We start from the raw sequence: 25,396 nt of genomic DNA on the forward strand, positions 1-25,396 counted from the left end.
GGTACGGAATGTCAAGTAAAAACCGTTGCGACCTGTTCCCTTGAGACAACGTTTTTCTCCACGCAGACCTACCCTTGTGATATCATACCATGAACTCGCGCCGAGGGCTGCTGCTTCGACTCTCCGCACTCTCCGGAGCAGCCGGTCTCAGCGGGTGTTCGTCCCTGCTGGCCAGGCAAGCGGAGTCGCCGACGGGTGACCTCGACCCGAACCCCCGAGCCGACGAACTCCCGAGACGGCAACACGCCTGGAACGCGCGCCTCCGGAGCGACGCCGCCGGCAACGACCTGTTGCCACGTCATTTCCGTCTGTTCATGCTCGACCTCGACGGGTCACCGTCGGATTCTGCCGCGGAGACTGTCGAGCTAGCGATGCGAACACTGGAAGACGCCTACGAGTTCACCAGTTCGGGGCTCCTGCATATGCTCGGCTGGGGGACGAGCTACTTCGACACCTACGGGTCGCTCGATTCGTCCCCGATACGCAGCCCGCGAGTCCTCTCCCGGACGGACAACCCCGACCTGCAGTCTTTCGACGCGATGCTCGTCCTCGCGAGCGACGTTCCCTCGCACCTCGCGGCCGCCGAGTCGGCGATGTTCGACACGCGGCCGACGCTCGCGGACGCGGAGATTCAGGGTCGACTCGGCGACGTGTTCTCCGTCGCCGACCGCCGCGGCGGCTTCATCGGCGAGGGGCTCCCGGCGGCCCACGCCGACGCGGAGGGCGTCCCCGCCGACATCCCCGAGGAGTCGTATATGTTCTCGGGCTTTTTCGCCGGCCGGGCCGGGACGCAGGCCAGCGAGGACCGCGTCACCATCGACGACGGCCCGTACGCCGGCGGGACGACGATACACCTCTCACGAATCAACGAGGCCTTCGACAACTGGTGGGAACTCGCCCAGTCCGACCGCGTCAAGCGACTGTTCTCGGCGGAGTTCTCGCCGGAGGACATCGATAGAGGTACCCTCCCCTTCGCCGACATGGTCCGCGAGCACGCGAGCACAGAGGGGGAGGTCGGCCACTTCGAGAAGGTGGCCCGCGCCCGCAAGGACGGGGAGCCGATTGTCCTCCGGCGCGATTTCAACACGATTGACGGCGGCCAGGCCGGGATTCACTTCCTCTCGTTACAGGAACGCCCGCGTGACTTCGAGGAAGTCCGGGACGCGATGAACGGGTGGTGGCTCCGGGAGGAACACGAGGAACTCCGGGATCGACAGAACAACGGCCTGCTGGAATTCATCGAGGTTGCGTCACGCTCGAACTTCTACGTCCCGCCGCGTGACAAACGGGTCTTCCCGGCCCCGTAGCTGTCGCTCGCATGTAGAGAGGGGCCACGAAAACAGTACGAACCTGACGCCGGCAGCGGGTCACTCCTCGTCGTCGTCCGTCGTCGTGTCGTTCTGGTTCACGTCGCCCGGCCAGACGCCGTGGTCCCAGACCTCGAAGTCGTTGAACGTCTCTGTCGCACCCTTCGGTTTCCACTCACTCTCTTCGTGTGCCATTGTATATCATCTGTCGTAGTGGCCGGGCTTAAGTTTTGGTGCCGTCACTCAGACGGCGTTCCCGGCGGTTTCTGCTCGTCCGAGACTTCGTCGAGGAACGCGTTCGCGTAGAGGTCGACGTGCATCTTCAGCACGGTACTCTCGTCGATTCCGCTCTCCTCGGCCTGCCGACGGAGCAACGCGGCCAGTTCTTCTGTCGGTTCGTACCGTACCTCGCGGCCGTCGACCTCGAACGCCACGTCGTGGGACTGTGAGACGAGGTGTTCGATCTCCAGCAACGCCTGCTCGACTTTCGTTTCCATCGCTTCGTCGATGTCCTCCAACCGCCGGTCGGCCCACTCCTGAGCGGCCTCGTACAGGCGGTCGCTCACCTCGAAAGCGAGTGTCAAAACGACACCCCTTCACCCTCGAACTCGGGCGTCCACAGCGTCGTCTCCTCACATACCGGACAGTCCTGCCGGCGCGGCTGCCCCTCGAACGCCGAGAGGTCTATCATCTGGCCGCATTCTTCGCAACTGTAGTACGTCATTCTTCCGACGGGGGCCACGACTGCGGGGCCGGGTCTGACTCGGTTATCTCGGAGTACAGAACCACGAGCGCCCCGAGGACGATAGTCAGCACAAGCACTCCGGCGAGACCGCCCAGCGCGTTCTGACCGACGAACGTCGCTGTTCCGGTCGCGAAGTTGATGGTCGACAGTACTTCGAACAGTGTCAATAAGAGCCAGACGAAGGCCCCCAGTACCACGAACGTGAGTATCTTCGACTGGTGGACCGCGGTTCGGAGTGTCATTGTCGTTCGTGTATGACAATGACCAGCAAGCATTATAAATATAGGGCGTCACTCGTCAGCGAGTTCCCACTCCGCCTTCTCTGCGGCGTCGGCGAGCGGGATGAACTCCCAGCCCGTCCGGTCGGCGATGGGCTCGTCGTCCGGACGGCCGACGAGGACCATCCGCTCGGCGTAGAACATCGAGTGCTCGCCGATGTCGGCGAGGCGTTCGGCCGGTTCCTGACCCGCGCCGCTGAAGAAGTCGGCATCGATGCCGTGGTCACGCTGGAACTTGTTGATGACGAAGGCGTCGACGTCGCCGACGATACCGACCCAGTCGGCCCACGCCCGCGCCTCGCGGAAGACCAGTTGCGGATCGGCGAACTGCCGGGCCGCGTCGTAGGTCACAGCCATCGTCATGTCGTCGATGCCGCCGCCGTGGGGACCGCTCGCTTCGACGGGTTCCTCGCCGGCAGCGGGGTCCTCGGCGACGTTCGAGGCCGGGTCTGTGTCGGTCGCGGCCGCGCCGCCCGCGCCGCCGCTGTCTGTCGGAATACCGACCGGCTTGTCCTTGTTCTCCCGCGGGACGTGGGGGACCGCTTGGCCTCCGGGGTCTGCGCTGGCGGTATCTCCGCCATTCCCTTCGACACCAGTGTCCGAAGCAGGACCCGTATCTGTGGCCGCGCCGGGACTCTCAGCCTCGGTATCGCTGTCGGGCCGTACCGATTCGGTCCCAGTCGCTCCGGAGTCGGGTTCGTCTTCGGGGTCGCCATCACCACTCCAGAACCAGTCGCCCCGGTTCGGCGTCTCCTCGTCGTCCTGTACGTCGAGTTCGTCGAGGTCGATTTCGTCTGTCATTCTCCGAGTGTCGTGTCCGCTGGTCGTGTCGATTGGTCGACGGCGTCCGCGAGGCCGAGTCGCTCGATTGTCTCGGGGGTGGGCCGGCCGTCGGCGTCCCAGCCGCGCTGGCTGTAGTACTCGTCGAGCATCGCGTCGAACGACTCGGTGTCGATTGCCGCGCCAGCGTTCGGGCCAGAATCAAGCGGTTCCTGCAGCTTTGCCGGGAGTTCGTCGTCGGCTCGGGAAACGCCCTCCCGGACGTTGAACAGGCGCGTGAGCGTCCAGACCCGCTCGCCGACCGTCGCGAGGTCGCCGTCCGTGTCCAGGCCGATAGCGTCGAGCCACTCCGCGCCGAGGTCTTCGAAGGCGTCGCCGACGAAGTCGTCGACGACGAGGCACCACAGCACCGAGCGCTGGTCCTGTTCGCGGATGACGGCCGCGGCCGCCCGCTCCGGGTCCCAATCGGAGTCGAAGGCTTCCCGCTCGATGGGGAGCGCCCGCCGATGACAGGCCCCGCGGTCGCTGGTCGCGTACGCCAGTGCCATGCTCCGTGCGCCGCGGGGGTCGTACGCGGGCAGTTCCATAGCCTTGACCGTCGGCAGGAGGTCGTCCCCGCCTAGACGGGCCGAGGCCGCGTCAACGCCGTCGGCCAGAGCGTCGCCGAGCGTCGACTCCCGCGCGACGATTTCTTCGAGGAGCGCTCGCGCGTCGTCAGGACTCCCGTAATCGAGCGATTCCGCAAGCAGGCCGGCGTCGCCGGCTTTGATAGCCCACGCGACGGCGCTTCCGGCGCTGATGAGGTCGAGCCCCAGTCGGTTGCATGTCTCGCCCAGCGTCGCCACGGCGTCGAAGTCGTCGATGCCAAGCCCGGCCCCAAGGCTCATCGCCGTCGCCCCGCGCGGGACGGTTTCGCCGTCCTCCGTCTGGACGCGGAACCCGCCGGGGCTAGCATCGTCGTCGTACTCCCGCCCCGCGGCGAGTTCCTGCACGGCTTCGATACCGACCCCGTCGGCTCCCTCGAACTGGCCGTCTTCCCAGCCGCGCGTCGAGAGCGCGCCGATCTCGTTGGCGAAGTCGACCGTTTCGACGGTCCCGCTGGCGTTGAGCCACTGTCCGGTGTCGCCCTCGCGGTACCGCTTGGCGTACTGCTCCCGTAGCTCCGCGAGGTCCGTCGGCGGCTCACCGCGGACGACGACGGCTTTCAGCCGTTTTGCGCCCATCACTGTTCCGGCACCGCCCCGCCCCGCGTGGTGTTCGCCGCCGTCAGAAGCGATAGTCGCGAACGCGACGCCCTGCTCGCCCGCCGGGCCGATACACGCCACCGCAGCCTCGGGGAACGCTGCGTCGGTTTCGGCTGTATCCTGCCCCCACGTCTCGGCGGGTTCGACCGTCGCGCCGTCGGCCTCGACGACGAGTTTGACCGGCTCCGAAGCGCGCCCGGTGACAAGAATCCCGGTGTGGTCCTGCAACGCGCCGGCCAGCGTGTCCGGGAACGTCCCGCCCGCATAGGAGTCGAGGAAGCCGCCAGTCAGGGGCGACTTCGTGACCGCCGCGTAGCGTGTCTCGCCGGGGAGCAGCCCGGAGACCGGCCCGAGCATGAACAACAGGACGTTCTCGGGCCTAGCGGGTCGGTGCCTGCGTCGAGTTTGTCGTACAGGTACCGAGCGCCGAGTCCCTTGCCGCCCACAAACTGGCGACGCCAGGCCTCCGGAACCGGACAGCTCTCGACCGATGCCGACGACAGGTCGACGTGGAGCATCCGGTCCCGATTGGCTACTGTCATCATACCTCACTCTTCCGTCTGTCGACTAAAGGATTACCCACAGCACCAAGCACCTTTCTGCCAGACCCGAGAAGGCAGGGTATGCGCGCAGGTGTCATCGTTGCGGGCGGTCGGTCGACGCGGTTCGGCGACAGCGACAAAGCCGTCGCCGACCTCGCGGGGACGCCGATGATTCGCCGCGTCGCCGACCGACTGGGACAGGTCGTCGACGAACTCGTCGTGAACTGCCGCGAGGACCAGGTCGAGGCCATCGACGCGGCGCTGTCGGGCCACACCCTCGACCCGACGTTCGCGCTCGACGAGGACCCCGATCAGGGGCCGATGGCGGGCATCGCAACCGGTTTGGGGGCCGTCGATAGCGAGTACGCCGCCGTGGTGGCCTGTGATATGCCTTTCGTCGATCCCGCGTTCCTCGACTATCTGTTCGAGCGGGCAGCGTCCCACGAGGCCGCGGTGCCGCGCCCGGACGAGTGGTTCCAGACGACACAGGCGGTGTACCACGCCGAGGCAATGCAGGCGGCCTGCCAGCGAGCGCTGGAACGCGGCGAGCACAAAGTCGTCGAACCGCTGTTCGACCTCGATTACGTCGTCGTCGAACGCGAAGAGATACTCGAATGCACCTCACTTGATACGTTCAACAACCTCAATACCCGCGAAGAGTTCGAGGCCGCTGGCAAACGATTTTGAACAAGCGGTGCCGGTGTCGGCTCGATCTCAGACGACTGCCACCAGTGGGTCGTCGGCTCGCATTTCCGCGAGCACCACGCGTGGCACGTCGGCGCGGTCGTGAATCCCCTCGGCGACAGCCCGCGCGTTCGTTTCGAGTCTCTCGTCGTCGACCATGTTGAGTAGCGGAATCTCGGTCGCGTCGGGAGGGATGTCTTTCAGCCCGCCCTGTTCGTGGGCGAGGACCGCGGCGACGTCTTGCGGTCGAATCTCGTCACCGCGAGCGAGCCCGGTAATCGCGGTAACTTCGTCGACCCGGTGGACGATGTCGTCGGTCAAGGGTTCGCCGACGACGTGGGCGCTGGCAATCGGGACGACGGTCGAGGCCGACGTGGGGAGCTGTGGCTCGCGGTCGCTCGGCGCTTTGAACTCTCGCATCCGTGCGCCGTCGGCTTTCACCAGAATCGGATGGTCGATATCAGCCAGGTCGGCGACGGTTTCCGGGTCGTAGCCGCGGTAGCGGTCCGGCCGCTCCTGTGTCGGGACGACGCCCAGCGGCCACGCAGACGCCTCGTCAATGGCTGTCCGTGGGGTCTCCGTCACGACAACGTTCTCGACCCAGCCGTCGAATATCGGAATCCGGACCGTCGCTGTGACAACCGCGCGGTCCAGTCGGCCGGCGAGCGTTGCCATCGTCGTCTTCTTCCCCCCAGCGCCGACGAAACAGGTCGTTCCCCGCCGCGCGTCCAGCGCATCGACGATGTTCATACGCAGTGCACGGCAGTCGCCGAATTAATCGTTACCCTGGTGCGCGCGACAACGGAACCGGACCAGTCACGCCATTTAAGAGGTTGTGCTGTGAACAGTTAGCAAGGAAATGCTCGAAGACGACTTCGGTCGCGAGGTCTCCGGTGTCCGCGTCTCCCTGACCGACCGGTGTAACTTCGACTGCGTCTACTGCCACAATGAGGGGCTGGGCGACACACGGGGCCCGATGGAGGCACAGGACGACGAACTCACTGCCGACACCATCGTGGCCTTCCTCGAAGTCGCCGCCGAGTTCGGCGTCGACTCGGTGAAGTTCACGGGCGGGGAGCCGATGCTCCGGGAGGACTTAGAGGAAATCGTCCGGCGCGCCCCCGACGAGATGGAGGTGTCGATGACGACCAACGGCACCTTCCTCCCCGGCCGCGCCCCGGACCTCGTCGACGCGGGCCTTGAGCGGGTCAACGTCTCGCAGGACGCGCTCGACAGCGAGGCCTTCGCCGAGCTGACACAGAGCGGGGCCTACGACCGCGTCCTCGAAGGCGTCGAAGCGGCGCTGGACGCCGGCCTCGCGCCGGTGAAGCTCAACATGGTCGTGTTCGAGCCGACCGCAGGCTACGTCCCGAAGATGGTCGACCACGTCGCCGAGAACCCCGGGCTCCAGCTCCAGCTCATCGAGTACATGCCGGAACTGGCCGGCCATCCGGAGTGGGCCATCGACATCGACCGCGTCCACGACTGGCTCGAAGACCGCGCGGACACGGTTGAACACCGGGAGATGCACGACCGCAAGCGCTACTGGATACACAGCACCGAGGCGGCGGTCGAAGGGAGCGGCGCGACCACCTCGCTGGCCGCGTCCGACGGCGGCGTTCAGACGGAACCGGTCAACAACCAGAACAGCGGGATGGTCGAAATCGTCGACCCAGTCGGCAACGAGAACTTCTGTGCGAACTGTCATCGCGTGCGGCTCACCCACGACGGCTACCTCAAGGGCTGTCTGAACCGCAACGATGACCTGCGTGACATCGGCACGACCAAAGAGTCGATGCGCGCCGCGTTCCGCGAGACGGTCGACACTCGCGTCCCCTACTACGGCGAGTACATGATTGAAACCGAGGACGGCGAGTGGGAGATAAACGAGGAGTACATCGACACCGACGGGGACCGTGCGCCCTACGAGTACTCGGAGTAGCGGTCGCCGCGGGCAAGCGCTCTTACTGTTCCATCGTGAAAACCGGCCAGGATGAGTCTCCCGCTCCGCGACCGAACCGCGATTTCACTGTCGTGGAACGAACTCACCGGCGCTGTCGGGGACTCCGCGACGGTGCTCCCGGTCGTCGTGGCCGTCGCCGTGCTGACGGAGCTCTCGCTCCCGGTCATGCTCGTCTGGTTCGGCGTTTTTCAGGTCGTCTGGGGGCTGTACTACGGCGTCCCGATATCGGTCGAGCCGATGAAGGCCTTCGCCGCGCTGGTCATCGCCGGGACTATCTCCACCGGCGAACTCGTCGTTGCGGGGCTCCTGCTGGCGGGCATCCTGCTCGCGCTCGGAACCACGCGGTCACTCGAAACGGTCAATCAGTACGTCGACGACACCGTCGTTCGTGGGGTACAACTCGGCGTCGCGCTGGTCCTGCTGGAGACGGGCGTTGACCTCGGGCTCAGCGACCCAACACTCCTGGTCGTTGCCGTCGGCCTTGTGGCCCTCTTCGCACTTCTGGGCTACAGTGGGCAGAGCGCCTTCGCCGTCTTCGTCCTCGGCGTCGTTCTCGCCCTCGCGGAGACCGGCGTACCGACGCCGGCCGTCCCCGCTGTCGACGCCATGTTCATGCTTCCACGCATGACACTGTCGGTGCAAACGGCAGAGGCCGTCCTCGCCCAGATTGCAGTCACCGTCGGCAACGCCGCCCTCGCCACGTCAGTCCTGCTCGCAGATTACTTCGACCGGGACGTGTCCGCGGACCAGCTCTCGAACAGCATGGGGCTGATGAACCTCGCCGCGGTCCCGTTCGGCGCGTTCCCGATGTGTCACGGGAGCGGCGGCGTCGCCGGGAAGTACGCCTTCGGGGCCAGAACGCCCGGCGCGAACCTGCTACTCGGCGCGGGCTACGTGCTGACTGCGTTCCTCGCCGTCGGCGTCATCGCGGCCTACCCGACGGCGCTGCTCGGGGTCATTCTGGTACTAATCGCGCTCCAACTGGGCTGGACCGGCGTTTCCAAAACGGACGACCTGGCGGTCGTCGCGGCAATCGGCGTCCTCGGCGTACTCGTCAACCTCGGTCTCGCGTTCGTCGTCGGCGTCCTCGTCCAGCAACTGCGCACCCAGTTGTGACTCAGCGGCTGGCCCCCACACGCTTGTATCAGGAGCCCGAAGGGTCGACTGATAGATGCGCCCCGCAACGGAACTCGAAAACTTGCTCGGAGAGGCGGAGTCACTCACCATCGTCTGTCACAACAACCCCGACCCCGACTGCCTGGCCAGCGCGCTCGCACTCGGTCGCATCGCGGCCGCCGTCGGCATCGACGAGCGACGCATCCTCTACAGCGGCGAGATCTCACACCAGCAGAACCGCTCGTTCGTCAATCTGCTGGAGATGGACATCCAGGAGTTTGACGCGGCCGACGTGACTGACCGGGAATCCTCGGAACTGCTCGCCTTCGTCGACCACTCGATTCCGGGGGCGAACAACCGGGTCCCCGAAGACGTCTCGGTCGACATCGTTATCGACCACCATCCCGCCGAGGATATCAGCGCCCGGTTCGTCGATCACCGGGTAGAAATCGGGGCGACGGCGACGATACTGACCGAGTACCTGCGGGACCTCGACATCGAACTCGACGACCGCTTGGCGACGGCGCTACTGTTTGCCATTCGACGCGAGACGCTGGGCTTCCTGCGCGGCGTGACGACAGACGAGCACGGGGCGGCCGGCTTCCTGACAGCGGCGGCTGATTCGGACCTGTTGCGCCAGCTTTCCTCGCCATCAGTCAGTGGTGCGACCGTCGACGCCATCGCGGACGCAATCGAGAACCGGACGGTCAAAGGCTCGGTGTTAATCTCGCACGTCGGCCGGACACAGGAGCGGGACGCACTACCGCAGGCGGCCGACTACCTGGCGACGCTCGAGGGCGTCGAGACGGCCATCGTCTTCGGCATTGTCGAGGACACCATCCAGCTCAGCGCCCGGTCAACGGACTCCCGTATCAATATCGGTGACGTTCTGGACGCATCGCTGGGCGATGTCGGGAGCGCGGGTGGTCACAGAGAGATGGCCGGCGGCGAGGTCCCGCTTGGCATTTTCGCCGACTACACGAGCGACGACGCCGTGCTCGTCGACATCGTCGAGCAAGTGATTTCGGCGCGGCTGTTTGCCGGACTGAACCTCTCTGAAAAGGACTGAGACGCCGTTCAGGACAGGCGGAACGTTTCCAGGTTCTTCGGGTTGTGCGTCCGCATATTGAACTTCTGGTACAGCGCCGAGGACAGCTGGTTCGTCGTGGACGCGTCGCCGTGGACACAGAGAATTTTCTCCGGTCGCGGGTGCATCGTCTCGACGAACGACTCAAGCCCCTGTCGGTCGGCGTGGCCGGAGAAGCCATCGACCGTCTCCACGTTGAGCCTGAGGCTCACCCGCTCGGCGCGTGGCCCGCTCGTATCGCCCAAGGTAATCTCGTCCTGGCTGCGCTGGATCTGGCGACCGAGCGTCCCCTCGGCCTGATAGCCGACAAAGGCCATCGTGCTGTCCGGGTCGCTGCCCAGCAGTCGGAGCCAGGACATCACGGGGCCGCCGGTGACCATCCCGGAGGTGGTCAGAATGATGGCCGGCTCGTCGTCGGCGATGTCCTGTCGCATCTCGTCGCCGCCGTCGACTTGCTCGAACTGCTCGGCGAGGAACGGGTTCTCGTCCTCGTACAGGATACGCTGGCGGAGGTCGTCCCGGAGGTACTCCGGATACGCGGTGTGGATGGCCGTTGCCTCTCGAATCATCCCATCGAGATACACCGGCATCGTCGGGATGTCGCCCTTTCGCATCGCCTCTTCGAGGACGAGCATGAGTTCCTGGGACCGACCCACGGCGAACGCCGGAATCAGGATTTTGCCGTCGTTCTCGTAGGCCTCGTTGATGACGTCTCTGAGGACCCGTTCGGAGTCGGACTGGTCGGTCTGGTAGTCGTTCTTGCCGCCGTAGGTCGACTCGAGTACGAGCGTCTCCACCCGCGGGAAGTCGTTGACAGCGCCGTCGAGCAGCCGAGTGTCCTTGTAGTGAATGTCACCGGAGAAGGCGACGTTGTACCGTCCCTCGCCGATATGGAAGTGACACACCGCCGAGCCCAGGATGTGACCGGCGTTGTGCATCGTGAGTTTGATATCGGGCGCGATGTCGGTGACGTTGCCGAACTCCAGAGGAATCGTGTGTTTCAGCGCGTCACGGACTTGCTGGCTCTCGTATGGTGGCGTCCGCCCTTCCTTCGAAGCCACGTCGAGGTAGTCCAGCTGGAGCAGGCCCATCAGGTCTCGTGTCGGCGCTGTCGTGTAAATCGGGCCGTCGTAGCCGTATTTGAACAGGATCGGGATGAGCGCGGAGTGGTCCAGGTGGGCGTGTGTCAGGACGACGGCATCGAGGGAGTTCGGCCCCGCCGCGAGCGCTTCGGGTGCCTGAAGGTACGGGACCTCGCCCTCAGCACCGGGCTTGTCGCCGCAGTCGATGAGGATGCGGGACTCGGGCGTCGAGAGGATGAACGCGGCGCGCCCGACCTCACGACAGCAGCCCAGCGTCGTGAGTCGAACCCAGTCCTCGTCGCTCGTAGTGGGGCGGTTGATCTGTCGACCGACGCGCTGGAGGATGTCCCGTCGTTCCTCGCGTTCCTGCTTGAGGTAGTTCCGGACGTTCGAGACGGTCGAGGACTCCATCGGCGGCGTCCGGACGACTTCGGGAGTCCAGCCGACGGAGGCGGAAATATCGTCCAGCGTCGCCCCGTGGCGGCCGATGACGCGGCCGGGCTTTTCGGCCTCGATGAACACTTCGCCGGTCTGGCGGTCGAAATCCAGGTTCTGGACGCCGGCGTCCTCGGGAATCGTCTGCGTGATCCGAGCCCGCGCTTCGTTCGGCGGCACGAGGGCTTCCTGCGTGGGGCGAACGTTGATTCGTTTGCGAAGCGTCTGTGCGAGGTTTCTGACGATCCCGTCGCGGTTGGCGACCGTCTGCGCATCCGGCGTGTAAATAACCAGCTCCGGCCCCTCGAACGCGACGGAATCGATTTCGATGTCGTCCGGTGTCTCTTCTTCGACCTGTGCTTTGATTCGATCAAGTGTCTCGTCTGCGGAACTCATAAGTTTGGAGATGGAGGCCCGATAGCCGTCGGTAAAACCACGGCTCTCGACTGCCGTTATCTAGCGGGAGTGCAAGCACGGTAAAGAACCTTTGCTTGTCTCGGTATGTCATCGTGTGGTCGTGTCTCGGCAGGAACCGGCGAATTTTAGTGTGGGACTGCGAGTTGTAGTTGTATGGGCTTTGGTAGCTACGATGAATCCGAACAGAAGGACAACGACGTAGACGCAGACGACAGCGAGGGCGTTGCAGTCCACGAGAACGACCACGACGGGTCGGTCTCCTTCGAGACGGAGGCGACCACGAGCGACCTCGTCGACAAACTCGGCGACATGAAAGACGAGGACGAGGAGTAACGCCGCCGCCATTCCCGACTGCGCTTACTGGCCGACTTTTTCCGCGAGTTCACCGCGCTCGTCCAGCTGTTCGAGGATGTCGCTGCCGCCGATGAACTCCCCGTCGACGAACGTTTGGGGGATAGTCTCGCGGTCGCTGTGGCGCTCTAGGGCCTCCCGATAGGCGTCGGTCGCCTTGAGCACGTCCACTGTCTCGATGTCGTCGCGGTGCTGTTGCAGTAGTGCGAGGGCCTTCTTCGAGTAGCCACACTGTGGCATCAGCTCGTTGCCTTTCATGAACAGCACGACCTCGTTGTCCTCGATGACGCTGTCTACCTGGTCCGTGACTTCTTCGGGCGAGAGTTCTTCGGGCTCGAATGCCATACCCTCACTAACGCCGTCGGCAATAAAGGCGTACCGACGGGACAAACGAGGTTGTACCGACGGGTCGAGCGGAACCGCACCGCCGGGATACGACTACTCGGCTTCCTCGGGCGTCAGTGTCGTCAGCTCGATAGCGTGAATGTCGCGGGTGAGATGGTCCCCGAGCGCGTCGTGGACGAGCTGGTGCTGGTCGACTAGTGATTCTCCCTCGAACGCCGGGGACACCACGCGTACGGCGTAGTGTTTGTCGTCGTCGGGGTCCCGCGGTGTGGTGACCGTCGCCTGTGCCTCCGGCAGTTCCGTTTCGATGAGTTCGGCGACTGCATCCTCGTCCATACGCGCTCTGAAGAGAGCGGCAGGCAAAACAGTTGGCGTCACAGTCACGCCGCGGTCACTAACTGAGTGACAGTTGCCGGCTGATACCGACTCCGAGGGCGGCCAGTCCCAGAAGTGCGAGCGCGACCCCGCCGAACCGGACTGCCGAGAACGAGGCCACAAGCCAAACCGTCCAGAGCCCGACTACCAAGGCAAGCCCGCCGGCCACGATCAGTCTGACGAATCGCTCCACGTCCGTACCTGTGGTGATCGGCTGTAAATTCCCGCCGGCTGAACCACAGGTGTTTGTGCCTCGGGTACGTAGCTCGAATATGAGCGACGCTACGCTCGTCTACGACGACGACTGCGGCTTCTGTACGTGGTGGGCGGACTTCATCGACGAGCGGTCCGACCTCGAAATCGTCGGGTTCTCCGACCTCGACGACGACCTGCTGGAGCGACTCCCGGACGACTACGAGTCCTGCTCGCATCTGGTGACCGAGGAGGAGGTGTACTCCTGTGGGGAGTCCATCGAGACAGCGCTCACCTACACTGACATAGGCAAGCCGGCGCGGCCGCTGGTCTCCTTCTTCCGGCAGTTCGAAGACTACGAGCGGTTCCGCGAGCGGGCCTATCGACAGGTCGCCGATAACCGTTCGAAGTGGGGGAAGGTCATGTCGAAGACGCCGCCAGCGCGCAGGGACGGCACGAACTGACGACCTCGGACCCTGGCGTGTTGCAAATTGCCCTCGCTGACCGGGCTGGCGTAGCGCAGAACCGACACCGGAACCGCGTGGTCGCGACAACGAACACCAGGAGGTAACTGACCGCCAGCGCCCGGTGAACAGCATCCGGACGAGCCAGTACCCTCTGGCTCCCACGGCAGCACACTCCGGATGTGGCCCAGACACAGACTGACCGTACGGGCGACGGCTGTGTCAACCGCATTCAGCCGTTATCTGCCTGTTCAGGCCATCAGTTGCTGGTGGGTCGGCTTCATACAGCGGTCCTGGACGACGCGGCGGCCGGCCGCTTCGGCACGTTCGACGGCCTCGTCGTCGTGGATGCCGAGCTGGAGCCAGATGACGGCGTCGTCGTCCCGTTCCAGGGCCGCGTCAACGATGTCGCTGACCTCGTCGCTTGGCCTGAACACGTCGATGATGTCTATCTCGCCGGGAATCTCTGACAGCGAGTCGTAGGCCTTCTGTCCGAATATCTCGTCTGCGAAGGGATTGACCGGAATCACCTCGTACCCCTGTTCGCGGAGGTACTTCGGGATCTCGTGAGCGTCCTTGCCGGGGCTGGTCGAACACCCGACGACGGCGACGCGGTCCAGTTCGAGGATCTCTCGGAGTTCGTCGTCCGAAGTAACAGGCATACACGGATGTTAGCCGGGCAGCAACAAAAGCGATTGCCTGCGGGACTTACTCCGTGGGCTCGTCGGCCCCTGTCGGTTCCTGCAGGTATGTCTGGCCCCACGCTGCCATTTCGGTGATTACGGACTCAAGTGACTCCCCGTGTTCGGTGAGCGAGTAATTGACGCGAAACGGTTGTTCGTTGATTACTTCCCGGTCGACGAGCCCTTTCTCCTGTAGGTCTTCGAGGCTGTCAGAGAGCACTTTGGAAGAAATCCCGTCGACGTTCTCTTTGAGTTCGTTAAATCCTGACGGGCCGTTATCAAGCAGTCGGTGGATGATGACGGGGTGCCACTTCTTCCCGATGAGGGACGCCGTCGTGGTTATCGGACACCACTCTTCGCCAGCACACCAGACGGAGAGCTTCTCCGGTGAATCGCTCATATCTTGTCGGGATTTCGGCCGCGGCCGGCTAATAACTACCCCTGTGCAGGTAGCCGGACGCTACTGTTCGTGGGCTATAGTAACAATTGAAACATGTACACACCTGATCGCACTGCTGTCGTGCGATCAGGTGTGTATTGATTTTCAATGGCTACTATAGCTTGGGAGACACAGTGGACCCTCGCACAGCGTGTGCCTGCCCAAAATCATGGCGAGCGGCAGCTTCCCAGCCATGAGAGAGTAATTATATTTTTCTCCGGTTATTCAGTGTATTCTTGTATGGTTGCAGTCACCGTGTGGAACGAAAACCGGCACGAACGGGCGACAGGCCCGGCCAATGCGATGTACCCCGACGGGATCCACACGACGTTGGCTGAGATGCTTACTTCCTACGGCCACACCGTCCAGACAGCGACACTCGATGACCCTGCCAACGGACTAACCGAGAAGATACTCGCCGAAACTGACGTTTTATTGTGGTGGGGCGATGTCGCACACGATGCTGTCAGCGATGCGACTGCGAGCCGCGTCGAGCAGGCTGTCCGTGAGGGAATGGGGTTCATCCCGCTACACTCCAGTCACGAATCGAAGCCGTTCGAGGCACTCATGGGAACGACTGGCACCCTGCGCTGGCGCGAGGAGGGCGAGCGCGAGCACGTCTGGGTCGTCGAATCGAGCCACCCAATTACCGACGGGCTTCCCGAGGAGTTCGAACTCGAACGTGCCGAGATCTACGGAAAGGGGTTCGACCTGCCGATACCGGACACCCTGGTGACCGTAAGTTGGTGTGGCGACGGCACAGTGTTTCCCAGCGGGTGTTGTTACTACCGTGATGCAGGACGGATATTCTACTTCCAACCCGGCCACGAGACGTTTCCAGTGTATCACCGGCCGGTCGTTCAGAAGCTCCTGCACAACGCTGTTACCTGGGCCGCGCCGGATGAGACCGACCACCGCTGCGCTGGACAGTCCTGACAGTCGGGACAACCGTTGTGCTGTCTGTTAGCTCTCGGTTGCCCCTCCTTCTGTTTGATTGGCCGACCAGAAAGGACAGACTGTCTCTGTAAATAGGTGATTAGGAGGCGTCTTTCGGAACGGTAGGTGCTGTTTTACCTCGGGAGGGTGACCGAAGGCGACTGCAAACTTAGGGGGCTGGGTCACGACCGTGAGCCAGCATGCGAGGACAACAGCGGAGCCGTAGACCGATTCCAAAGGGTTTGTATCTAATGACTTCGGAGAGTGGCCTATGACAGAGAACGTGGTCGTACTCGGTGCGGGGTACGCTGGTGCGGGGGCAATAAAGAGTTTAGAGGACGAGCTAGACGGTGTGACGGACGTCGATGTGACCTGGATTTCTGAGACGGATTACCACCTGGTCTTGCACGAGTCCCACCGCTGCATTCGGGACCCGAGCGTCCAGGAGAACATCACTATTCCCGTCCACGAGATCAAACAGCCCTCGACCTCGTTCGTTCAGGACGAAGTCGTCGGCATCGACACCGACGCCCAGGAAGTGGCCCTCGCCGATTCCGACACTGTCGAGTACGACTACCTGCTCGTGGGGCTGGGATCGCAGACCGCATTCTTCGGCATCGAGGGCCTCAAAGAGCACGCGCTGACGCTCAAGAGCCTCGACGACGCGCTCGACATCCACGACAACATCCAGCAGGCCGCTCGTGACGCCTCCACCAACGACCCCGCGCAGGTCGTCATCGGCGGCGCTGGCCTTTCGGGTATCCAGACCGCCGGCGAAGTCGCCGAGTTCCGCGACGAACACAACGCGCCCATCGACATCCACCTCGTCGAAGGGCTCGACCAGGTCCTGCCCAACAGCGACCCGGAACTGCAGGGTGCCCTGCGTAAGCGTCTGGAAGCCGCCGACGTGAACATCAAGTGCGGGGAGTTCATCGGCGAAGTCGACGAGGAGACAGTGTACATCGGCGACGAGGACGAACTGGATTACGACGTACTGGTCTGGACGGGCGGCATCACCGGCCGCGATTGTATGCAAGACGTCGATCTGGACAAGGACGAGCGCAACCACCGCGTCCACGCCGAAGGGAACTTCCAGACCGAGGATGAACACGTCTTCGCGATCGGCGACTCGGCGCTGATCGACCAGCCGGGCGACCAGCCCGCCCCGCCGACCGCGCAGGCCGCCTGGCAGGCCGCCGAAGTCGCCGGTGAGAACCTCGCTCGCGCCGTGCGAGGCCAGCCGCTGAAGACGTGGACCCACAAGGACAAGGGCACGGTCGTTTCGGTCGGCGAGAAAGCCGTCGCCCACGACGTGGTGAATATGCCTATCGAAACGTTCGGCGGGATGCCCGCGAAACTGCTGAAAAAGGCGATTGCCGCCCGCTGGATCAAGGACGTTACTGGCGTCGGTCGGGCCGTCAAGGCCTGGCCCGACATGTAGTACCTTTTTACTTCGTCGGGTGTCCTCACGCGCTCTTCGAGCGCGCTGCGGGCACCACTCCTCGCAAAAATCTACGCTAAAAACGACCGTCTCGCTCCCGCTGGTCGCGAGACGTAAAACCGCGCGCCGATGGCGCGCGGTATGCTGTTTTGCCCGTCTCCGAGCAAGGCACTACCAGGCCGACTCTAACACGCTGACGATGTCTTTTCGTGTGGGTTCCAGTTCTGACGGGACGTTCGCCATGAAGGCGTCTTCGAGGACGGCGTCAGCAACTTCGGGGAACGCCTCGCGGTCGGGGCCGTCAACATCCCGGAGTCGTGTCGGCAGTCCCAGCGTCGTCACCACGTCATTGACCCGGTCGACGACCGCAGCAGCGGGGTCAGAGGCCTCACCGACACCGAGAGCATCGGCGAGTAGTGACCGCCGGCCGTCGACCTGCTCGAACAGGTACGAGAGGGCGTGTGGAGCGATAACCGCGTGGGCCGCGCCCTGCTGGACCTCGTAGGTCCGGGTTAGTCCGTGGCCGAAGGCGTGGATCAGCGAGAGCGTCGTCCCATCGGCCCGCGAGATGCCGTACTGGACGAGCATGATGCCCCGGGTGAGCGACTGATACACCCACGGGTCGTCGTCACCGTTACCGAGTGCGAGCAGTCCGTCTGTGAGAAGACCGAGACCGCGCGACGCTGTGGCGTCAGTTATCGGGGTTGAATTAGCCGCGTACAGCGTCTCGATACCTTTGTCGAAGCCGTTCATCGCCGACGCCGCGAGGACCGACCGGGGCGTCGTCGCGATCAGTTCGGGGTCGTAACAGACGGCTGCGGGCATCAGTTTCGGATCGCCGACACCGCCGCTGGTCGGTTCGTCCACAGGGCAAGTATCGGGCACGGCTGTGACTCCCGCCACGATAGAGAGGTCAGCGCCGGCCAGTGTCGTCGGGACAGCCACAATCGGCGGCAGCTCCGTTTCGGGGACGGCTATCGTTCCGGAATCGACGAACGCCTGACCGACAGCGGCCGGATCACGGTCGGTTGCCGCGAGGATACTGATGATTTTCGCCACGTCGAGGCTGCTCCCGCCGCCGACGGCCACGAGACAGTCGGCATCGACCTCGCGGAAGCGTTCGAGCCCGTCGTAAGCGGTACCGAGCCGCTTGGCAGGCGTCGTTTCCGCGAAGACGCCGGCCAGCCGGTCACCGAGCCCCTCTCGAACGGGGTCCATCACAGCCGGCGTCTCACCGACGGTAGCGCCACAGACGACCAGCGCGCGGTCGTCGCCCTGTGCGTCTAGCTCCGTGTCAAGCGACCGAACGGCATCGGGGCCGTACCGCAGCGTCGCAGGGTCGTACTCGAACCGGAACGGGGCGTTGAGGTCGGCGGCAAGCGGTGTGTCGGGCATTGCTGTGACTCACTCGGCCCCGCTCGTCTTTAGCCCTTCAGGTCGTCAGCGCCGTCGGTCGCCACAGGTCGAGCGTTCGGGTCGTCTGCAAGCGTGGTCACGTCGTCTGTCCGTGGTAAAACCGTAGCGTATTCTCGGCAGGATTCCCGTGCTCAGACCGGCTCCGCCTACTGTGGCTCCATGCCGGCCATCCCGTCAGTCAGTGCGCCGAGGTCGGAAAGCACCTCGGCGAGCGAACCGAGACTGTCTTTCTCCCGTCGGTCCGGGTTCACGAGCACCCGAACCGATTCCGTTCCCAGCGAGACGAATCCGAGGTCGAGTTTCGCCGCCGTAGCACGGAGGCCGAGGCCCGCGTCCGCGTCGCTTGCAAGCACCTTCCGAGCGGGGCTTTCGTGTGCCTTCGTCGTGAGTTCGTAGCCGTCGATAGCATCGATGAGTTCGGTGCGGCCGACACCCCGTTCCTCGCCAAGTGCGTCGACCGCGTCGTCGAAGCTCCGCCGCAGTCCAGAAGCGCTGTCGCGGTTGACGAAGCGGTAGTCGCCGTCGACGAGGTCGCCCAGGTCGGACACATCGGTATCAGGACTGACGACCAGTCCCCACTCACGCTGCCATCCCCCGATGTCGGTCGCTTCGTGGTCGCTGCTGGTCGGACCCGCGACGACGGCAATATCGGGCACGCCGTTGTCGAGGCGGCGGAGCCCCTCGGTGGAGCCGAGCGGGAGATACCGCGGGCGGGAAACGGTGTCAAGCAAGCGCGAGAGGAGGGGGTCGTCCTCGCCCATGCCGAGAAGCGTCGGCGGTCTGACCGCCGGGGAGAACAGCGTCACGTCGACTGCCTCCCCCTCAGCAAGGTAGTCTGTCCCCGGCGGCACGTCCACGAAGCCGTCGGCGTCGACGAGGCTCGTCGTCGCGCCGCTGCCCTTGTCGACGGGATAGACCAGCAGCGACCCCGTCTCGTCCTCGACCAGGCCGGCCGGCATGAGGCGTCTGCGCCCCTCGCCGTAGCGTTCCTGGACCGCCATCGTGCCCGAGACCGTCGCTGTCTGTGGCGGGTCCCGCCCGGCGGCGTCCCGGACCGCCGGCGCGACGAACGTCTGGAAGATGGTCAGCGCCGACACCGGGTACCCGGGCAAGCCGACGTACGCCGAGTCGCCGATAGTGCCGACGAGCATCGGCTTGCCGGGCTTGACGGCGACGCCGTGGAGCCTGAGTTCGCCGCGTTCCTCGATCACGCGGTAGATGACGTCCACGGCACTCGCGCTGGTCGACCCCGACGAGAGGACGAGGTCGCACTCGTCGGCCGCCTCGTGGAGCAACCGCTCCATCTCCGCGTAGTCGTCGCCGGCGTGGGGGTACATCACCGGATCGCCGCCGGCCTCCGAGACAGCGCCGGCGAGCGTGTAGCTGTTCACGTCGTATATCTGGCCGGCGGCGCTGTCGAGGGGATCCCCGGGCCGGACGAGCTCGTCACCGGTCGAGAGGATGCCGACCTTGGGACGACCACGCACCGGGACCTCGTCGAGGCCTAGCGCCGACAGGAGTCCGATTTCCCGCGGCGTGATGCGCGTTCCAGGTCCGAGGGCGCGTGCCCCGGCCGCGATGTCCGCACCGGCGAGCATCACGTTGTCACCGGGCGCGACGGACGTGCGTATCTCGACGCCGTCGTCTGTCTCGGTCGTTCGCTCGACCATCACGACGGCATCCGCGCCGGGCGGCATCACCGCGCCAGTGGAGATCTCGGCGACCGACCCCGACTCGACCGTCACGTCGGGCTCCTCGCCCGCGTGAACTTCGCCGGCGACTGAAAGCGTCACCGGGTCGGCCTCGTCAGCGCCGAAGGTGTCCCTGGCGTGTACGGCGTAGCCGTCCATGCTCGCGCGGTCGAACCCCGGCACGTCGATGTCGGCGTCGACTCGCTCTGCGAGAACACGGTCCCTGGCATCTGCCAGTGGGACCGTCTCCGGGGCAGGGTCGATGTCGAGGTCCGCGACGACCTCGTGGGCCTCCTCGGGCGACGCCAGGTCGCGGAACTCGCGGCGGTCGCTCATTGGGACCACTCCCAGTCTTCGACAGTCACGGTGTCGCCGGCGTCGTACCCCTCGACGGACTCCGGCACGACGACCCAGCCGTCGGCGAGCGCGACGCTCGAGAGGACGCCCGAGCCGCTGGCCCGCGTCGGCGTCGCGGTCGGTTCGTCATCGTCCTCGGTGTGTAGTTCCACCCGGGCGTAGGTTCGGGTCCCCGGTTCACTGGCTATCTTTCGTGTCAGCTCGGCCTCGGTGGTCGGCGGCGCTGTCGACGGGAGGTGGCCGGCCTGTCGGAGCGCCGGCCGGAGGAACTGGACGGCGTTGACGATACAGGCGACCGGATAGCCCGGGAGCATCAGAATCGGCGTCTCCTCGACCACGCCCAGCGCGACTGGATGGCCCGGCTTCAGCGCGACGCCGTGGACCAGCACCTCGCCGATTCCATCGACGACCTCCGGGAGCAGGTCCCGCTCGCCGACGGAGGACCCGCCGGTCGTCACCACGATGTCGTGGTCGAGGTCGTCGCTGATGGCCGCCCGGAGCGCGTCCACGTCGTCGGTGACGATATCGCGGTAAGTCGCTGTGCCGCCCCAGCGTTCGACGTACTGGGTGACGGTCTGGCCGTTCGTCTCGATGACCTCGCCCGGCGCGGGGTCGTCCTGCACCAGTTCCTCCCCGGTCGGAATCACGCTGACGGTTGGCTGCTCGTACACCTCGATGGTGTCGGTACCGACGGATTTCAGCAGGCCGAGGTCCGACGGACGGAGCCTGTGGCCTGCCTCGTAGAGGGTCTGCCCTTCCGCCACGTCCTCGCCGACCGGCGCGACGTTCTCGCCGCCCGCGACCGCGTCGAACACCGTGACGGTGTCGCCGGCCACCTCGGTCTCCTCGACCATCACGACGGCGTCTGCGCCATCGGGGAGTTCGCTCCCCGTGTGTACGCGGGCCGCTGTCTCTGTGGTCACCGTCTCACCGACCCGGAGCGATGCGGGCGACCGCTGGCTCGCGCCGAAGGTGTCCTCGGCTCTGACGGCGAAGCCGTCCATGGCCGCCCGGCGGTAGTGGGGCACCGCTCGTTCAGCAGCGATGTCCGTGGCGACCACGCGTTCGTCCGCCTCGCGCAGCGGGACGCGCTCGGTCCGCTCGTGGGGCGTCACTGCGTCCAGCAGCGTCTCCCTGGCCGTCGTCACCGGTGTTCGGTCCTTGAACCCGGCCGACTTTCGGGACTCGTTGCTCATGCCTGTACGAATGGCCGGCACACCAAAAAGCTCGCCAGGTTCAGGAGGGTAGTGACAGTAGCGTAGGTGTGAGTGGGTCGACCCTCCGCTGTCGTCTCTGCGGGAGCGAACTCTCGACGGGGCTAGTCGCGACCGACAGCCGGCACTGCTGTCTCAACACCACACCTATCGCCGGGACCTGCCCCGAACACGGGCCGGTCGGGCCGCACCACGCCGTGGAGAGGTGAGTATCACCGTCCCCAGCTCGGTCAGTCGAGGCGGTTGAGGTCACCCCGACGCTCCCGATGCATGACACCACCGGCGAACCGACGCAACGTGTCGACGAGTTCTGATTCGGTTTCGTACGTTTCGATTCGCAAGTCCCAGCGCACCGACGCCGACCGAATCATCGCACTCGTCACGTCGTCCTCATGGATGAACACCATCCGATCACCGTGCGTGTCCGCGAGCCGTTCGAGGATACTGCCGGCCTCCTCACCAACGCCGAAGTTGTGTCCGAGAAACGGCAACACGAACGCGGTGGCATTGCTGCATCGCGCAAACTCGATACTCTGTGTCGCCGCGTCCACGTCGTCAGTGTCAATGTCGACATCAAGCGCCAGAAAAGCGTTGAAGCCCGGGTCGGCCCGGAGCGCCCCCTGTACCCGCCGCAACAGTGCTTTCGCCTCATCGATTTCAGCTTTGTTCTGAAACAGTCGCCGGAGTGGGCCAGGCAGGTCGCCGATATCGATATCGGCTCGCTCGGACTCGCTAAGAACGTAGTTGAGATTGAACGACTTGTAGGGCCCCATCAGATAGAACAGGAACCGGTCGTACCGAACATCCCCGACCTGGTCCATAATCCGCTCCCGTGTTATTTCCGTCGCCATAGTGACACCAATCTGCCACCATATTATAAAAGTAGGTATTTTCAGTATTCATTGGCTTGAGAACAGCTAAATATGAGCCGTCCGTACACACAATTGAGATGTCGACGGACCATTCGCGAGCGGTGGACGGGGAGCCGCCGGAGGACCCGGCCGACCTGCTGCCCGACGACAGCGTTCTCAGTCTTGAGGAGTACCTTGATATGCACGCTGCGGTCGGCAACCGGATTCGGTACGAAATCCTCTACCGCCTCGTCCACGGTGGGGAGATGAGTCCGACGGAACTGGATGACATGTTAACTGTCGATGACAGTACGCTCCACTATCACCTCAACACGCTCGTCGACGCCGGCCTCGTCGAGAAGCGCCAGCGGACGGACCGCGGCCAAGATGGACTCTACACATACTACAGTGCGACTGTCTTCGGCGAGGTGACGCTCACCGACGGCGTCGACGAGCTCATCCGTGGCGAACAGGCCTTCGACGACATGTACGACAGTTCGGCGGAGTGAGTGGGCACGCGGCCGGCACGGAGGTTCAAGTACGGGAACGGGGCCACGCCCCGGTATGCAGTCCATGGCTCCCGCCGCCGACCCGGCAGCGACGCTCGCATTACTCGCTGCGGTCGGAACGGGAGTCGGGCTGGGAACGCTCAGCGGCCTCATCCCGGGGCTGCACGCCAACACGTTCGCGCTCTTGCTCGCCGCCGCGGCGAGCAGCCTGCCCGGCCCGCGGCTGTACGTCGGCGTCGCGATGCTTTCGGCCGGCGTGACACACACCTTCCTCGACGTAATTCCGGCGCTGGCGCTTGGCGTGCCGGACCCGGCGATGGCAGCCAGCGCACTGCCGAGCCACCAGTTGGTCATCGAGGGCCGCGGCCGGGAGGCGCTTCGCCTGTCTGCGCTGGGGAGCGGGCTGGCCGTGGTGTTTGCCGTCCCGCTGGCAGTTCCGCTTACCCTGCTGATGGAGCGAGCGTATCCGCTGCTCCGGCCGTGGTTGTCGGTGCTTCTCGCGGGGGTCGCCGTCCTGCTCGTGGTCACGGAGCACGGCCGCCACCAGCAGGTCGGCGCGGCGTGTTCCCTGGCCGCCAGCGGTCTGCTCGGAATCGGCCTGCTCGATGCGCCGGTAACCGGAGCGTTGCCTGTGTCGGACGTGCTGGTCCCGCTGTTTTCGGGACTGTTCGGCGCGCCGGTGCTCCTGGCCGCTATCGAGGGGGACGGCGTCCCGCCACAGGCCGACGCGACGGTGACGACGCCGCGACGAACGGTCGGCGTTCTCGCCGGTATCGGCACACTCTGTGGGGGCGTAGTCGGCTACATTCCGGGCGTCTCCAGCGCTATCGCAGCGACGCTGGCGCTGGGTCTGGTCTCCGACCAGGGACCGCGAGCGTTCATCGTCACGACGAGCGGCGTCAACACGGCGACGGCTGTCTTTGCGCTGTTCGCGCTCATCTCGCTCGGGACGCCCCGAACCGGCGTTCTCGTCGCGCTCGACCGGGCCGAAGTCCCGTTGGTGCTCCCGGCACTGCTCGCCGCGGTCGCCATCGCTGCCGTCGCCGGCGCGATACTCGTCCCGACCGTCGGCGACCGCTACCTCCGGATTGTCGGCCGACTGGACCCGACGTACCTTTCGCTGTCGGTGATAGCGGTCTTGATCTGTCTCTCCGCGCTCTTCGCGGGGCTGGTCGGCGTGGGTGCGTTCGGGGCCGCGACCGCAGTCGGCCACTTGCCCCCGAAGTTCGGGGCTCGGCGGGCGACACTGATGGGGGTGTTGCTCGTCCCGCTGGCGTTATAGGTAGCCCCGCTGGCGGAAATGGGCGAGCAAGACGGCGACGACGATCACCATCCCGATCATCACCGCGGGGTAGCCGAACGCCCAGCCCAGTTCCGGCATGTTGTACGGGCTATCGGCGAAGTTCATCCCGTAGATGCCGACCACGAAGGTCAGCGGAATGAAGATGGTCGCGACGACGGTGAGCATCTTCATTACCTCGTTGGTCGACTGGGACACCGTGTTCAGGTAGATATCCCGCGCCCCCGCCACCAAGTCGCGGTACGTCTCGGTCAGGTCCACTATCTGGACCAGGTGGTCGTACACGTCCCGGAAGTACTTCTCCGTCTGTGGCTGGATCTGGTTGGGGTCGCCACGGGCGAGCACGCCGATCGCTTCCCGCGCCGGCCAGACCTGTTTGCGGAAGGACAGCAGGTCGCGCCGGACGTCGTTGATCCGTTCGAGCGTCTCGATATCGGTGGAGATGGTCACTTCCTCCTCGATCTGTTCGATATCGGTCTCGATCTCGTCCAGTAGGTCGAAGTACGCGTCGACGATGACGTCGATGACCCGGTAGGCCGTGAAATCCGGGCCGCGGTGGAGGAGTCGCTCGTCCCCGCGGCCGACGGCGTCCATCACGCGCTGGACGGACGGGACGGCTCCCGTCGACAGCGTGACGACCCAGTCGGGGCCGATGAACAGGCCAAGCGGCGTCGTTTTCACCTCCTTGTCGAACGTCGTATCGCCGGGCGTGAGCGACGCGGACTTGACGAGCGCGAACGTGTAGGCGTTGAACTCCTGGACGTTCGCCCGGACGTCGGTCTTGATGTCCTCGATAGCCAGCGAGTGGAGATCGAAGGCGGAACTGACGGCGTCGATTTCTTCGGGTGTCGCGTCGGTGACGTGAACCCACGTCGTCCCGACGGCCGTTCGGGCTGCCGCCAGGTCCTCGTACTCCACTGCCTGTCCGTCGGCGTACACCACTGCGGAAATCACGGTGTGTCCTCCGTCGGCGTGGCGTGGCCGACAGCGGCCACCGTCAGGCCGACCATAACCGCCGTCACCGACGCAGACCGGCCTGGGTAGGCGACGCTCGTCCCGACAGCATAGCCAGCGATGCCGACGAGCGTGAGCACCGCACCGGCGACAAACAGCCGATTCATGCCTCCGTCATCACTGGCCCGAAAGAAAACA

Annotated in this window: 31 protein-coding genes and 1 pseudogene; 13 read left to right on the top strand and 19 right to left on the bottom strand. The window is 64.9% G+C overall.

Going from position 1 to position 25,396, the window contains the following annotated elements:
- The first annotated feature begins 89 nt into the window (after nucleotides 1–89).
- The gene (locus Har1131_RS08280) at nucleotides 90–1,307 is read left to right on the top strand and encodes a hypothetical protein (protein WP_050036717.1); all 1,218 of its coding nucleotides are present in this window, start codon (nucleotides 90–92) and stop codon (nucleotides 1,305–1,307) included.
- Between the two features lie 60 nt (nucleotides 1,308–1,367).
- Here the strand turns inward: Har1131_RS08280 and Har1131_RS22510 are convergent, their stop codons facing one another.
- The 7 genes and pseudogenes from Har1131_RS22510 to Har1131_RS22690 form a co-directional block, all read right to left on the bottom strand.
- Nucleotides 1,368–1,502: a hypothetical protein gene (locus tag Har1131_RS22510; protein WP_008313251.1), complete on the bottom strand. Its 135-nt coding sequence runs from the start codon at nucleotides 1,500–1,502 to the stop codon at nucleotides 1,368–1,370.
- 44 nt (nucleotides 1,503–1,546) lie between these two features.
- Nucleotides 1,547–1,891, bottom strand: a complete 345-nt coding sequence (locus tag Har1131_RS08285; protein WP_174878659.1) for a hypothetical protein — start codon at nucleotides 1,889–1,891, stop codon at nucleotides 1,547–1,549.
- Nucleotides 1,888–2,031 (bottom strand): hypothetical protein, encoded by a 144-nt coding sequence (locus Har1131_RS21695; RefSeq protein WP_004516231.1) that lies wholly within the window; start codon nucleotides 2,029–2,031, stop codon nucleotides 1,888–1,890. Before Har1131_RS21695 ends, Har1131_RS08285 begins: the two co-directional genes overlap by 4 nt.
- Nucleotides 2,028–2,294, bottom strand: a complete 267-nt coding sequence (locus Har1131_RS08290; RefSeq protein WP_014040690.1) for a hypothetical protein — start codon at nucleotides 2,292–2,294, stop codon at nucleotides 2,028–2,030. Before Har1131_RS08290 ends, Har1131_RS21695 begins: the two co-directional genes overlap by 4 nt.
- Before the next feature lie 48 nt (nucleotides 2,295–2,342).
- Complete coding sequence (locus Har1131_RS08295) at nucleotides 2,343–3,131, bottom strand: hypothetical protein (RefSeq protein ID WP_050036716.1); 789 nt, start codon at nucleotides 3,129–3,131, stop codon at nucleotides 2,343–2,345.
- A complete protein-coding gene (locus Har1131_RS08300; RefSeq protein ID WP_370455089.1) occupies nucleotides 3,128–4,333 on the bottom strand; it encodes an aldehyde ferredoxin oxidoreductase C-terminal domain-containing protein in 1,206 nt (401 codons plus the stop codon). Before Har1131_RS08300 ends, Har1131_RS08295 begins: the two co-directional genes overlap by 4 nt.
- Nucleotides 4,334–4,354: 21 nt before the next feature.
- Nucleotides 4,355–4,899 (bottom strand): annotated as a pseudogene (locus Har1131_RS22690) (aldehyde ferredoxin oxidoreductase N-terminal domain-containing protein); the annotation flags it as partial.
- A gap of 78 nt (nucleotides 4,900–4,977) precedes the next feature.
- On the opposite strand from Har1131_RS22690, the gene Har1131_RS08305 reads away from it, so the two are divergent.
- On the top strand, nucleotides 4,978–5,583 hold the full coding sequence (locus tag Har1131_RS08305; protein WP_050036714.1) for a molybdenum cofactor guanylyltransferase: 606 nt from the start codon (nucleotides 4,978–4,980) through the stop codon (nucleotides 5,581–5,583).
- Between the two features lie 27 nt (nucleotides 5,584–5,610).
- Here the strand turns inward: Har1131_RS08305 and yqeC are convergent, their stop codons facing one another.
- Nucleotides 5,611–6,330, bottom strand: a complete 720-nt coding sequence (yqeC, locus tag Har1131_RS08310) for a selenium cofactor biosynthesis protein YqeC (RefSeq protein ID WP_151145896.1) — start codon at nucleotides 6,328–6,330, stop codon at nucleotides 5,611–5,613.
- Nucleotides 6,331–6,439: 109 nt separating this feature from the next.
- Here yqeC and moaA point away from each other — a divergent pair, with 109 nt between their 5' ends.
- The 3 genes from moaA to Har1131_RS08325 are packed head-to-tail and all read left to right on the top strand — an operon-like array spanning nucleotide 6,440 to nucleotide 9,728.
- Nucleotides 6,440–7,522 carry a GTP 3',8-cyclase MoaA gene (moaA, locus tag Har1131_RS08315; protein WP_014040685.1) on the top strand — a complete coding sequence of 361 codons (1,083 nt, stop codon included), beginning with the start codon at nucleotides 6,440–6,442 and terminating at the stop codon, nucleotides 7,520–7,522.
- A 51-nt stretch (nucleotides 7,523–7,573) separates the two neighbouring features.
- A complete protein-coding gene (locus Har1131_RS08320) occupies nucleotides 7,574–8,659 on the top strand; it encodes a putative sulfate/molybdate transporter (protein ID WP_014040684.1) in 1,086 nt (361 codons plus the stop codon).
- A gap of 55 nt (nucleotides 8,660–8,714) precedes the next feature.
- A complete protein-coding gene (locus tag Har1131_RS08325) occupies nucleotides 8,715–9,728 on the top strand; it encodes a bifunctional oligoribonuclease/PAP phosphatase NrnA (protein WP_014040683.1) in 1,014 nt (337 codons plus the stop codon).
- A gap of 8 nt (nucleotides 9,729–9,736) precedes the next feature.
- Here the strand turns inward: Har1131_RS08325 and Har1131_RS08330 are convergent, their stop codons facing one another.
- Nucleotides 9,737–11,659, bottom strand: a complete 1,923-nt coding sequence (locus tag Har1131_RS08330; protein ID WP_151145899.1) for a beta-CASP ribonuclease aCPSF1 — start codon at nucleotides 11,657–11,659, stop codon at nucleotides 9,737–9,739.
- Nucleotides 11,660–11,833: 174 nt separating this feature from the next.
- Between Har1131_RS08330 and Har1131_RS08335 the strand changes: the two genes are divergently transcribed.
- Complete coding sequence (locus Har1131_RS08335) at nucleotides 11,834–12,013, top strand: DUF5786 family protein (protein ID WP_004516241.1); 180 nt, start codon at nucleotides 11,834–11,836, stop codon at nucleotides 12,011–12,013.
- Between the two features lie 24 nt (nucleotides 12,014–12,037).
- On the opposite strand, the gene Har1131_RS08340 is transcribed toward Har1131_RS08335, so the two are convergent.
- A complete protein-coding gene (locus Har1131_RS08340) occupies nucleotides 12,038–12,376 on the bottom strand; it encodes a glutaredoxin (protein ID WP_008313275.1) in 339 nt (112 codons plus the stop codon).
- A gap of 93 nt (nucleotides 12,377–12,469) precedes the next feature.
- Nucleotides 12,470–12,712 (bottom strand): BolA/IbaG family iron-sulfur metabolism protein, encoded by a 243-nt coding sequence (locus tag Har1131_RS08345; protein WP_014040681.1) that lies wholly within the window; start codon nucleotides 12,710–12,712, stop codon nucleotides 12,470–12,472.
- Nucleotides 12,713–12,785: 73 nt separating this feature from the next.
- On the opposite strand from Har1131_RS08345, the gene Har1131_RS21700 reads away from it, so the two are divergent.
- Both Har1131_RS21700 and Har1131_RS08350 read left to right on the top strand, forming a co-directional pair.
- On the top strand, nucleotides 12,786–12,971 hold the full coding sequence (locus tag Har1131_RS21700; protein WP_154020784.1) for a hypothetical protein: 186 nt from the start codon (nucleotides 12,786–12,788) through the stop codon (nucleotides 12,969–12,971).
- Nucleotides 12,972–13,023: 52 nt separating this feature from the next.
- Complete coding sequence (locus Har1131_RS08350; RefSeq protein ID WP_050007246.1) at nucleotides 13,024–13,407, top strand: DUF393 domain-containing protein; 384 nt, start codon at nucleotides 13,024–13,026, stop codon at nucleotides 13,405–13,407.
- A gap of 251 nt (nucleotides 13,408–13,658) precedes the next feature.
- On the opposite strand, the gene Har1131_RS08355 is transcribed toward Har1131_RS08350, so the two are convergent.
- Entirely contained in the window at nucleotides 13,659–14,069 is a 411-nt protein-coding gene (locus Har1131_RS08355; RefSeq protein ID WP_014040679.1) for a CoA-binding protein, read from the bottom strand.
- 46 nt (nucleotides 14,070–14,115) lie between these two features.
- A complete protein-coding gene (locus Har1131_RS08360) occupies nucleotides 14,116–14,490 on the bottom strand; it encodes a helix-turn-helix domain-containing protein (RefSeq protein WP_014040678.1) in 375 nt (124 codons plus the stop codon).
- Between the two features lie 279 nt (nucleotides 14,491–14,769).
- On the opposite strand from Har1131_RS08360, the gene Har1131_RS08365 reads away from it, so the two are divergent.
- Together Har1131_RS08365 and Har1131_RS08370 are read left to right on the top strand one after the other, a co-directional pair.
- Nucleotides 14,770–15,465, top strand: a complete 696-nt coding sequence (locus tag Har1131_RS08365; RefSeq protein WP_014040677.1) for a ThuA domain-containing protein — start codon at nucleotides 14,770–14,772, stop codon at nucleotides 15,463–15,465.
- 271 nt (nucleotides 15,466–15,736) lie between these two features.
- Nucleotides 15,737–16,906, top strand: coding sequence for an NAD(P)/FAD-dependent oxidoreductase (locus Har1131_RS08370; RefSeq protein WP_050036710.1), 1,170 nt, complete (start codon nucleotides 15,737–15,739; stop codon nucleotides 16,904–16,906).
- A gap of 171 nt (nucleotides 16,907–17,077) precedes the next feature.
- Here the strand turns inward: Har1131_RS08370 and Har1131_RS08375 are convergent, their stop codons facing one another.
- The 3 genes from Har1131_RS08375 to glp all read right to left on the bottom strand — a co-directional run bounded on the left by Har1131_RS08375 (nucleotide 17,078) and on the right by glp (nucleotide 21,566).
- Nucleotides 17,078–18,301, bottom strand: coding sequence for an iron-containing alcohol dehydrogenase family protein (locus Har1131_RS08375; RefSeq protein WP_064287459.1), 1,224 nt, complete (start codon nucleotides 18,299–18,301; stop codon nucleotides 17,078–17,080).
- 167 nt (nucleotides 18,302–18,468) lie between these two features.
- The gene (locus Har1131_RS08380) at nucleotides 18,469–20,349 is read right to left on the bottom strand and encodes a molybdopterin biosynthesis protein (RefSeq protein WP_151145902.1); all 1,881 of its coding nucleotides are present in this window, start codon (nucleotides 20,347–20,349) and stop codon (nucleotides 18,469–18,471) included.
- Nucleotides 20,346–21,566 (bottom strand): gephyrin-like molybdotransferase Glp, encoded by a 1,221-nt coding sequence (glp, locus tag Har1131_RS08385; protein ID WP_050036708.1) that lies wholly within the window; start codon nucleotides 21,564–21,566, stop codon nucleotides 20,346–20,348. The genes Har1131_RS08380 and glp overlap by 4 nt, the downstream gene beginning before the upstream one ends.
- A 68-nt stretch (nucleotides 21,567–21,634) precedes the next feature.
- Here glp and Har1131_RS21705 point away from each other — a divergent pair, with 68 nt between their 5' ends.
- Complete coding sequence (locus Har1131_RS21705; protein ID WP_175055136.1) at nucleotides 21,635–21,793, top strand: hypothetical protein; 159 nt, start codon at nucleotides 21,635–21,637, stop codon at nucleotides 21,791–21,793.
- A gap of 21 nt (nucleotides 21,794–21,814) precedes the next feature.
- Here Har1131_RS21705 and Har1131_RS08390 read toward each other — a convergent pair whose 3' ends face one another.
- Nucleotides 21,815–22,435, bottom strand: coding sequence for a hypothetical protein (locus Har1131_RS08390; RefSeq protein ID WP_023843318.1), 621 nt, complete (start codon nucleotides 22,433–22,435; stop codon nucleotides 21,815–21,817).
- A 98-nt stretch (nucleotides 22,436–22,533) separates the two neighbouring features.
- On the opposite strand from Har1131_RS08390, the gene Har1131_RS08395 reads away from it, so the two are divergent.
- Both Har1131_RS08395 and Har1131_RS08400 read left to right on the top strand, forming a co-directional pair.
- Complete coding sequence (locus Har1131_RS08395; RefSeq protein ID WP_014040671.1) at nucleotides 22,534–22,944, top strand: transcriptional regulator; 411 nt, start codon at nucleotides 22,534–22,536, stop codon at nucleotides 22,942–22,944.
- Between the two features lie 64 nt (nucleotides 22,945–23,008).
- Nucleotides 23,009–24,226 carry a tripartite tricarboxylate transporter permease gene (locus Har1131_RS08400; RefSeq protein WP_191907488.1) on the top strand — a complete coding sequence of 406 codons (1,218 nt, stop codon included), beginning with the start codon at nucleotides 23,009–23,011 and terminating at the stop codon, nucleotides 24,224–24,226.
- On the opposite strand, the gene corA is transcribed toward Har1131_RS08400, so the two are convergent.
- Nucleotides 24,221–25,198, bottom strand: coding sequence for a magnesium/cobalt transporter CorA (corA, locus tag Har1131_RS08405; RefSeq protein WP_151145908.1), 978 nt, complete (start codon nucleotides 25,196–25,198; stop codon nucleotides 24,221–24,223). The genes Har1131_RS08400 and corA overlap by 6 nt on opposite strands.
- A complete protein-coding gene (locus Har1131_RS21710; RefSeq protein ID WP_008313304.1) occupies nucleotides 25,195–25,365 on the bottom strand; it encodes a hypothetical protein in 171 nt (56 codons plus the stop codon). Before Har1131_RS21710 ends, corA begins: the two co-directional genes overlap by 4 nt.
- Nucleotides 25,366–25,396: the final 31 nt, after the last annotated feature.

The organism is Haloarcula sp. CBA1131, from assembly GCF_008728975.1.
Taxonomy (GTDB): Archaea; Halobacteriota; Halobacteria; order Halobacteriales; family Haloarculaceae; genus Haloarcula; species Haloarcula hispanica.

Coding starts and splice junctions, on each gene's coding strand:
- Har1131_RS08280 (WP_050036717.1), top strand. CDS start 90: ATGAACTCGCGCCGAGGGCTGCTGCTTCGACTCTCCGCACTCTCCGGA.
- Har1131_RS22510 (WP_008313251.1), bottom strand. CDS start 1,502: ATGGCACACGAAGAGAGTGAGTGGAAACCGAAGGGTGCGACAGAGACG.
- Har1131_RS21695 (WP_004516231.1), bottom strand. CDS start 2,031: ATGACGTACTACAGTTGCGAAGAATGCGGCCAGATGATAGACCTCTCG.
- Har1131_RS08290 (WP_014040690.1), bottom strand. CDS start 2,294: ATGACACTCCGAACCGCGGTCCACCAGTCGAAGATACTCACGTTCGTG.
- Har1131_RS08295 (WP_050036716.1), bottom strand. CDS start 3,131: ATGACAGACGAAATCGACCTCGACGAACTCGACGTACAGGACGACGAG.
- Har1131_RS08300 (WP_370455089.1), bottom strand. CDS start 4,333: ATGGGCGCAAAACGGCTGAAAGCCGTCGTCGTCCGCGGTGAGCCGCCG.
- Har1131_RS08305 (WP_050036714.1), top strand. CDS start 4,978: ATGCGCGCAGGTGTCATCGTTGCGGGCGGTCGGTCGACGCGGTTCGGC.
- yqeC (WP_151145896.1), bottom strand. CDS start 6,330: ATGAACATCGTCGATGCGCTGGACGCGCGGCGGGGAACGACCTGTTTC.
- moaA (WP_014040685.1), top strand. CDS start 6,440: ATGCTCGAAGACGACTTCGGTCGCGAGGTCTCCGGTGTCCGCGTCTCC.
- Har1131_RS08320 (WP_014040684.1), top strand. CDS start 7,574: ATGAGTCTCCCGCTCCGCGACCGAACCGCGATTTCACTGTCGTGGAAC.
- Har1131_RS08325 (WP_014040683.1), top strand. CDS start 8,715: ATGCGCCCCGCAACGGAACTCGAAAACTTGCTCGGAGAGGCGGAGTCA.
- Har1131_RS08330 (WP_151145899.1), bottom strand. CDS start 11,659: ATGAGTTCCGCAGACGAGACACTTGATCGAATCAAAGCACAGGTCGAA.
- Har1131_RS08335 (WP_004516241.1), top strand. CDS start 11,834: ATGGGCTTTGGTAGCTACGATGAATCCGAACAGAAGGACAACGACGTA.
- Har1131_RS08340 (WP_008313275.1), bottom strand. CDS start 12,376: ATGGCATTCGAGCCCGAAGAACTCTCGCCCGAAGAAGTCACGGACCAG.
- Har1131_RS08345 (WP_014040681.1), bottom strand. CDS start 12,712: ATGGACGAGGATGCAGTCGCCGAACTCATCGAAACGGAACTGCCGGAG.
- Har1131_RS08350 (WP_050007246.1), top strand. CDS start 13,024: ATGAGCGACGCTACGCTCGTCTACGACGACGACTGCGGCTTCTGTACG.
- Har1131_RS08355 (WP_014040679.1), bottom strand. CDS start 14,069: ATGCCTGTTACTTCGGACGACGAACTCCGAGAGATCCTCGAACTGGAC.
- Har1131_RS08360 (WP_014040678.1), bottom strand. CDS start 14,490: ATGAGCGATTCACCGGAGAAGCTCTCCGTCTGGTGTGCTGGCGAAGAG.
- Har1131_RS08365 (WP_014040677.1), top strand. CDS start 14,770: ATGGTTGCAGTCACCGTGTGGAACGAAAACCGGCACGAACGGGCGACA.
- Har1131_RS08370 (WP_050036710.1), top strand. CDS start 15,737: ATGACAGAGAACGTGGTCGTACTCGGTGCGGGGTACGCTGGTGCGGGG.
- Har1131_RS08375 (WP_064287459.1), bottom strand. CDS start 18,301: ATGCCCGACACACCGCTTGCCGCCGACCTCAACGCCCCGTTCCGGTTC.
- Har1131_RS08380 (WP_151145902.1), bottom strand. CDS start 20,349: ATGAGCGACCGCCGCGAGTTCCGCGACCTGGCGTCGCCCGAGGAGGCC.
- glp (WP_050036708.1), bottom strand. CDS start 21,566: ATGAGCAACGAGTCCCGAAAGTCGGCCGGGTTCAAGGACCGAACACCG.
- Har1131_RS08390 (WP_023843318.1), bottom strand. CDS start 22,435: ATGGCGACGGAAATAACACGGGAGCGGATTATGGACCAGGTCGGGGAT.
- Har1131_RS08395 (WP_014040671.1), top strand. CDS start 22,534: ATGTCGACGGACCATTCGCGAGCGGTGGACGGGGAGCCGCCGGAGGAC.
- Har1131_RS08400 (WP_191907488.1), top strand. CDS start 23,009: ATGGCTCCCGCCGCCGACCCGGCAGCGACGCTCGCATTACTCGCTGCG.
- Har1131_RS21710 (WP_008313304.1), bottom strand. CDS start 25,365: ATGAATCGGCTGTTTGTCGCCGGTGCGGTGCTCACGCTCGTCGGCATC.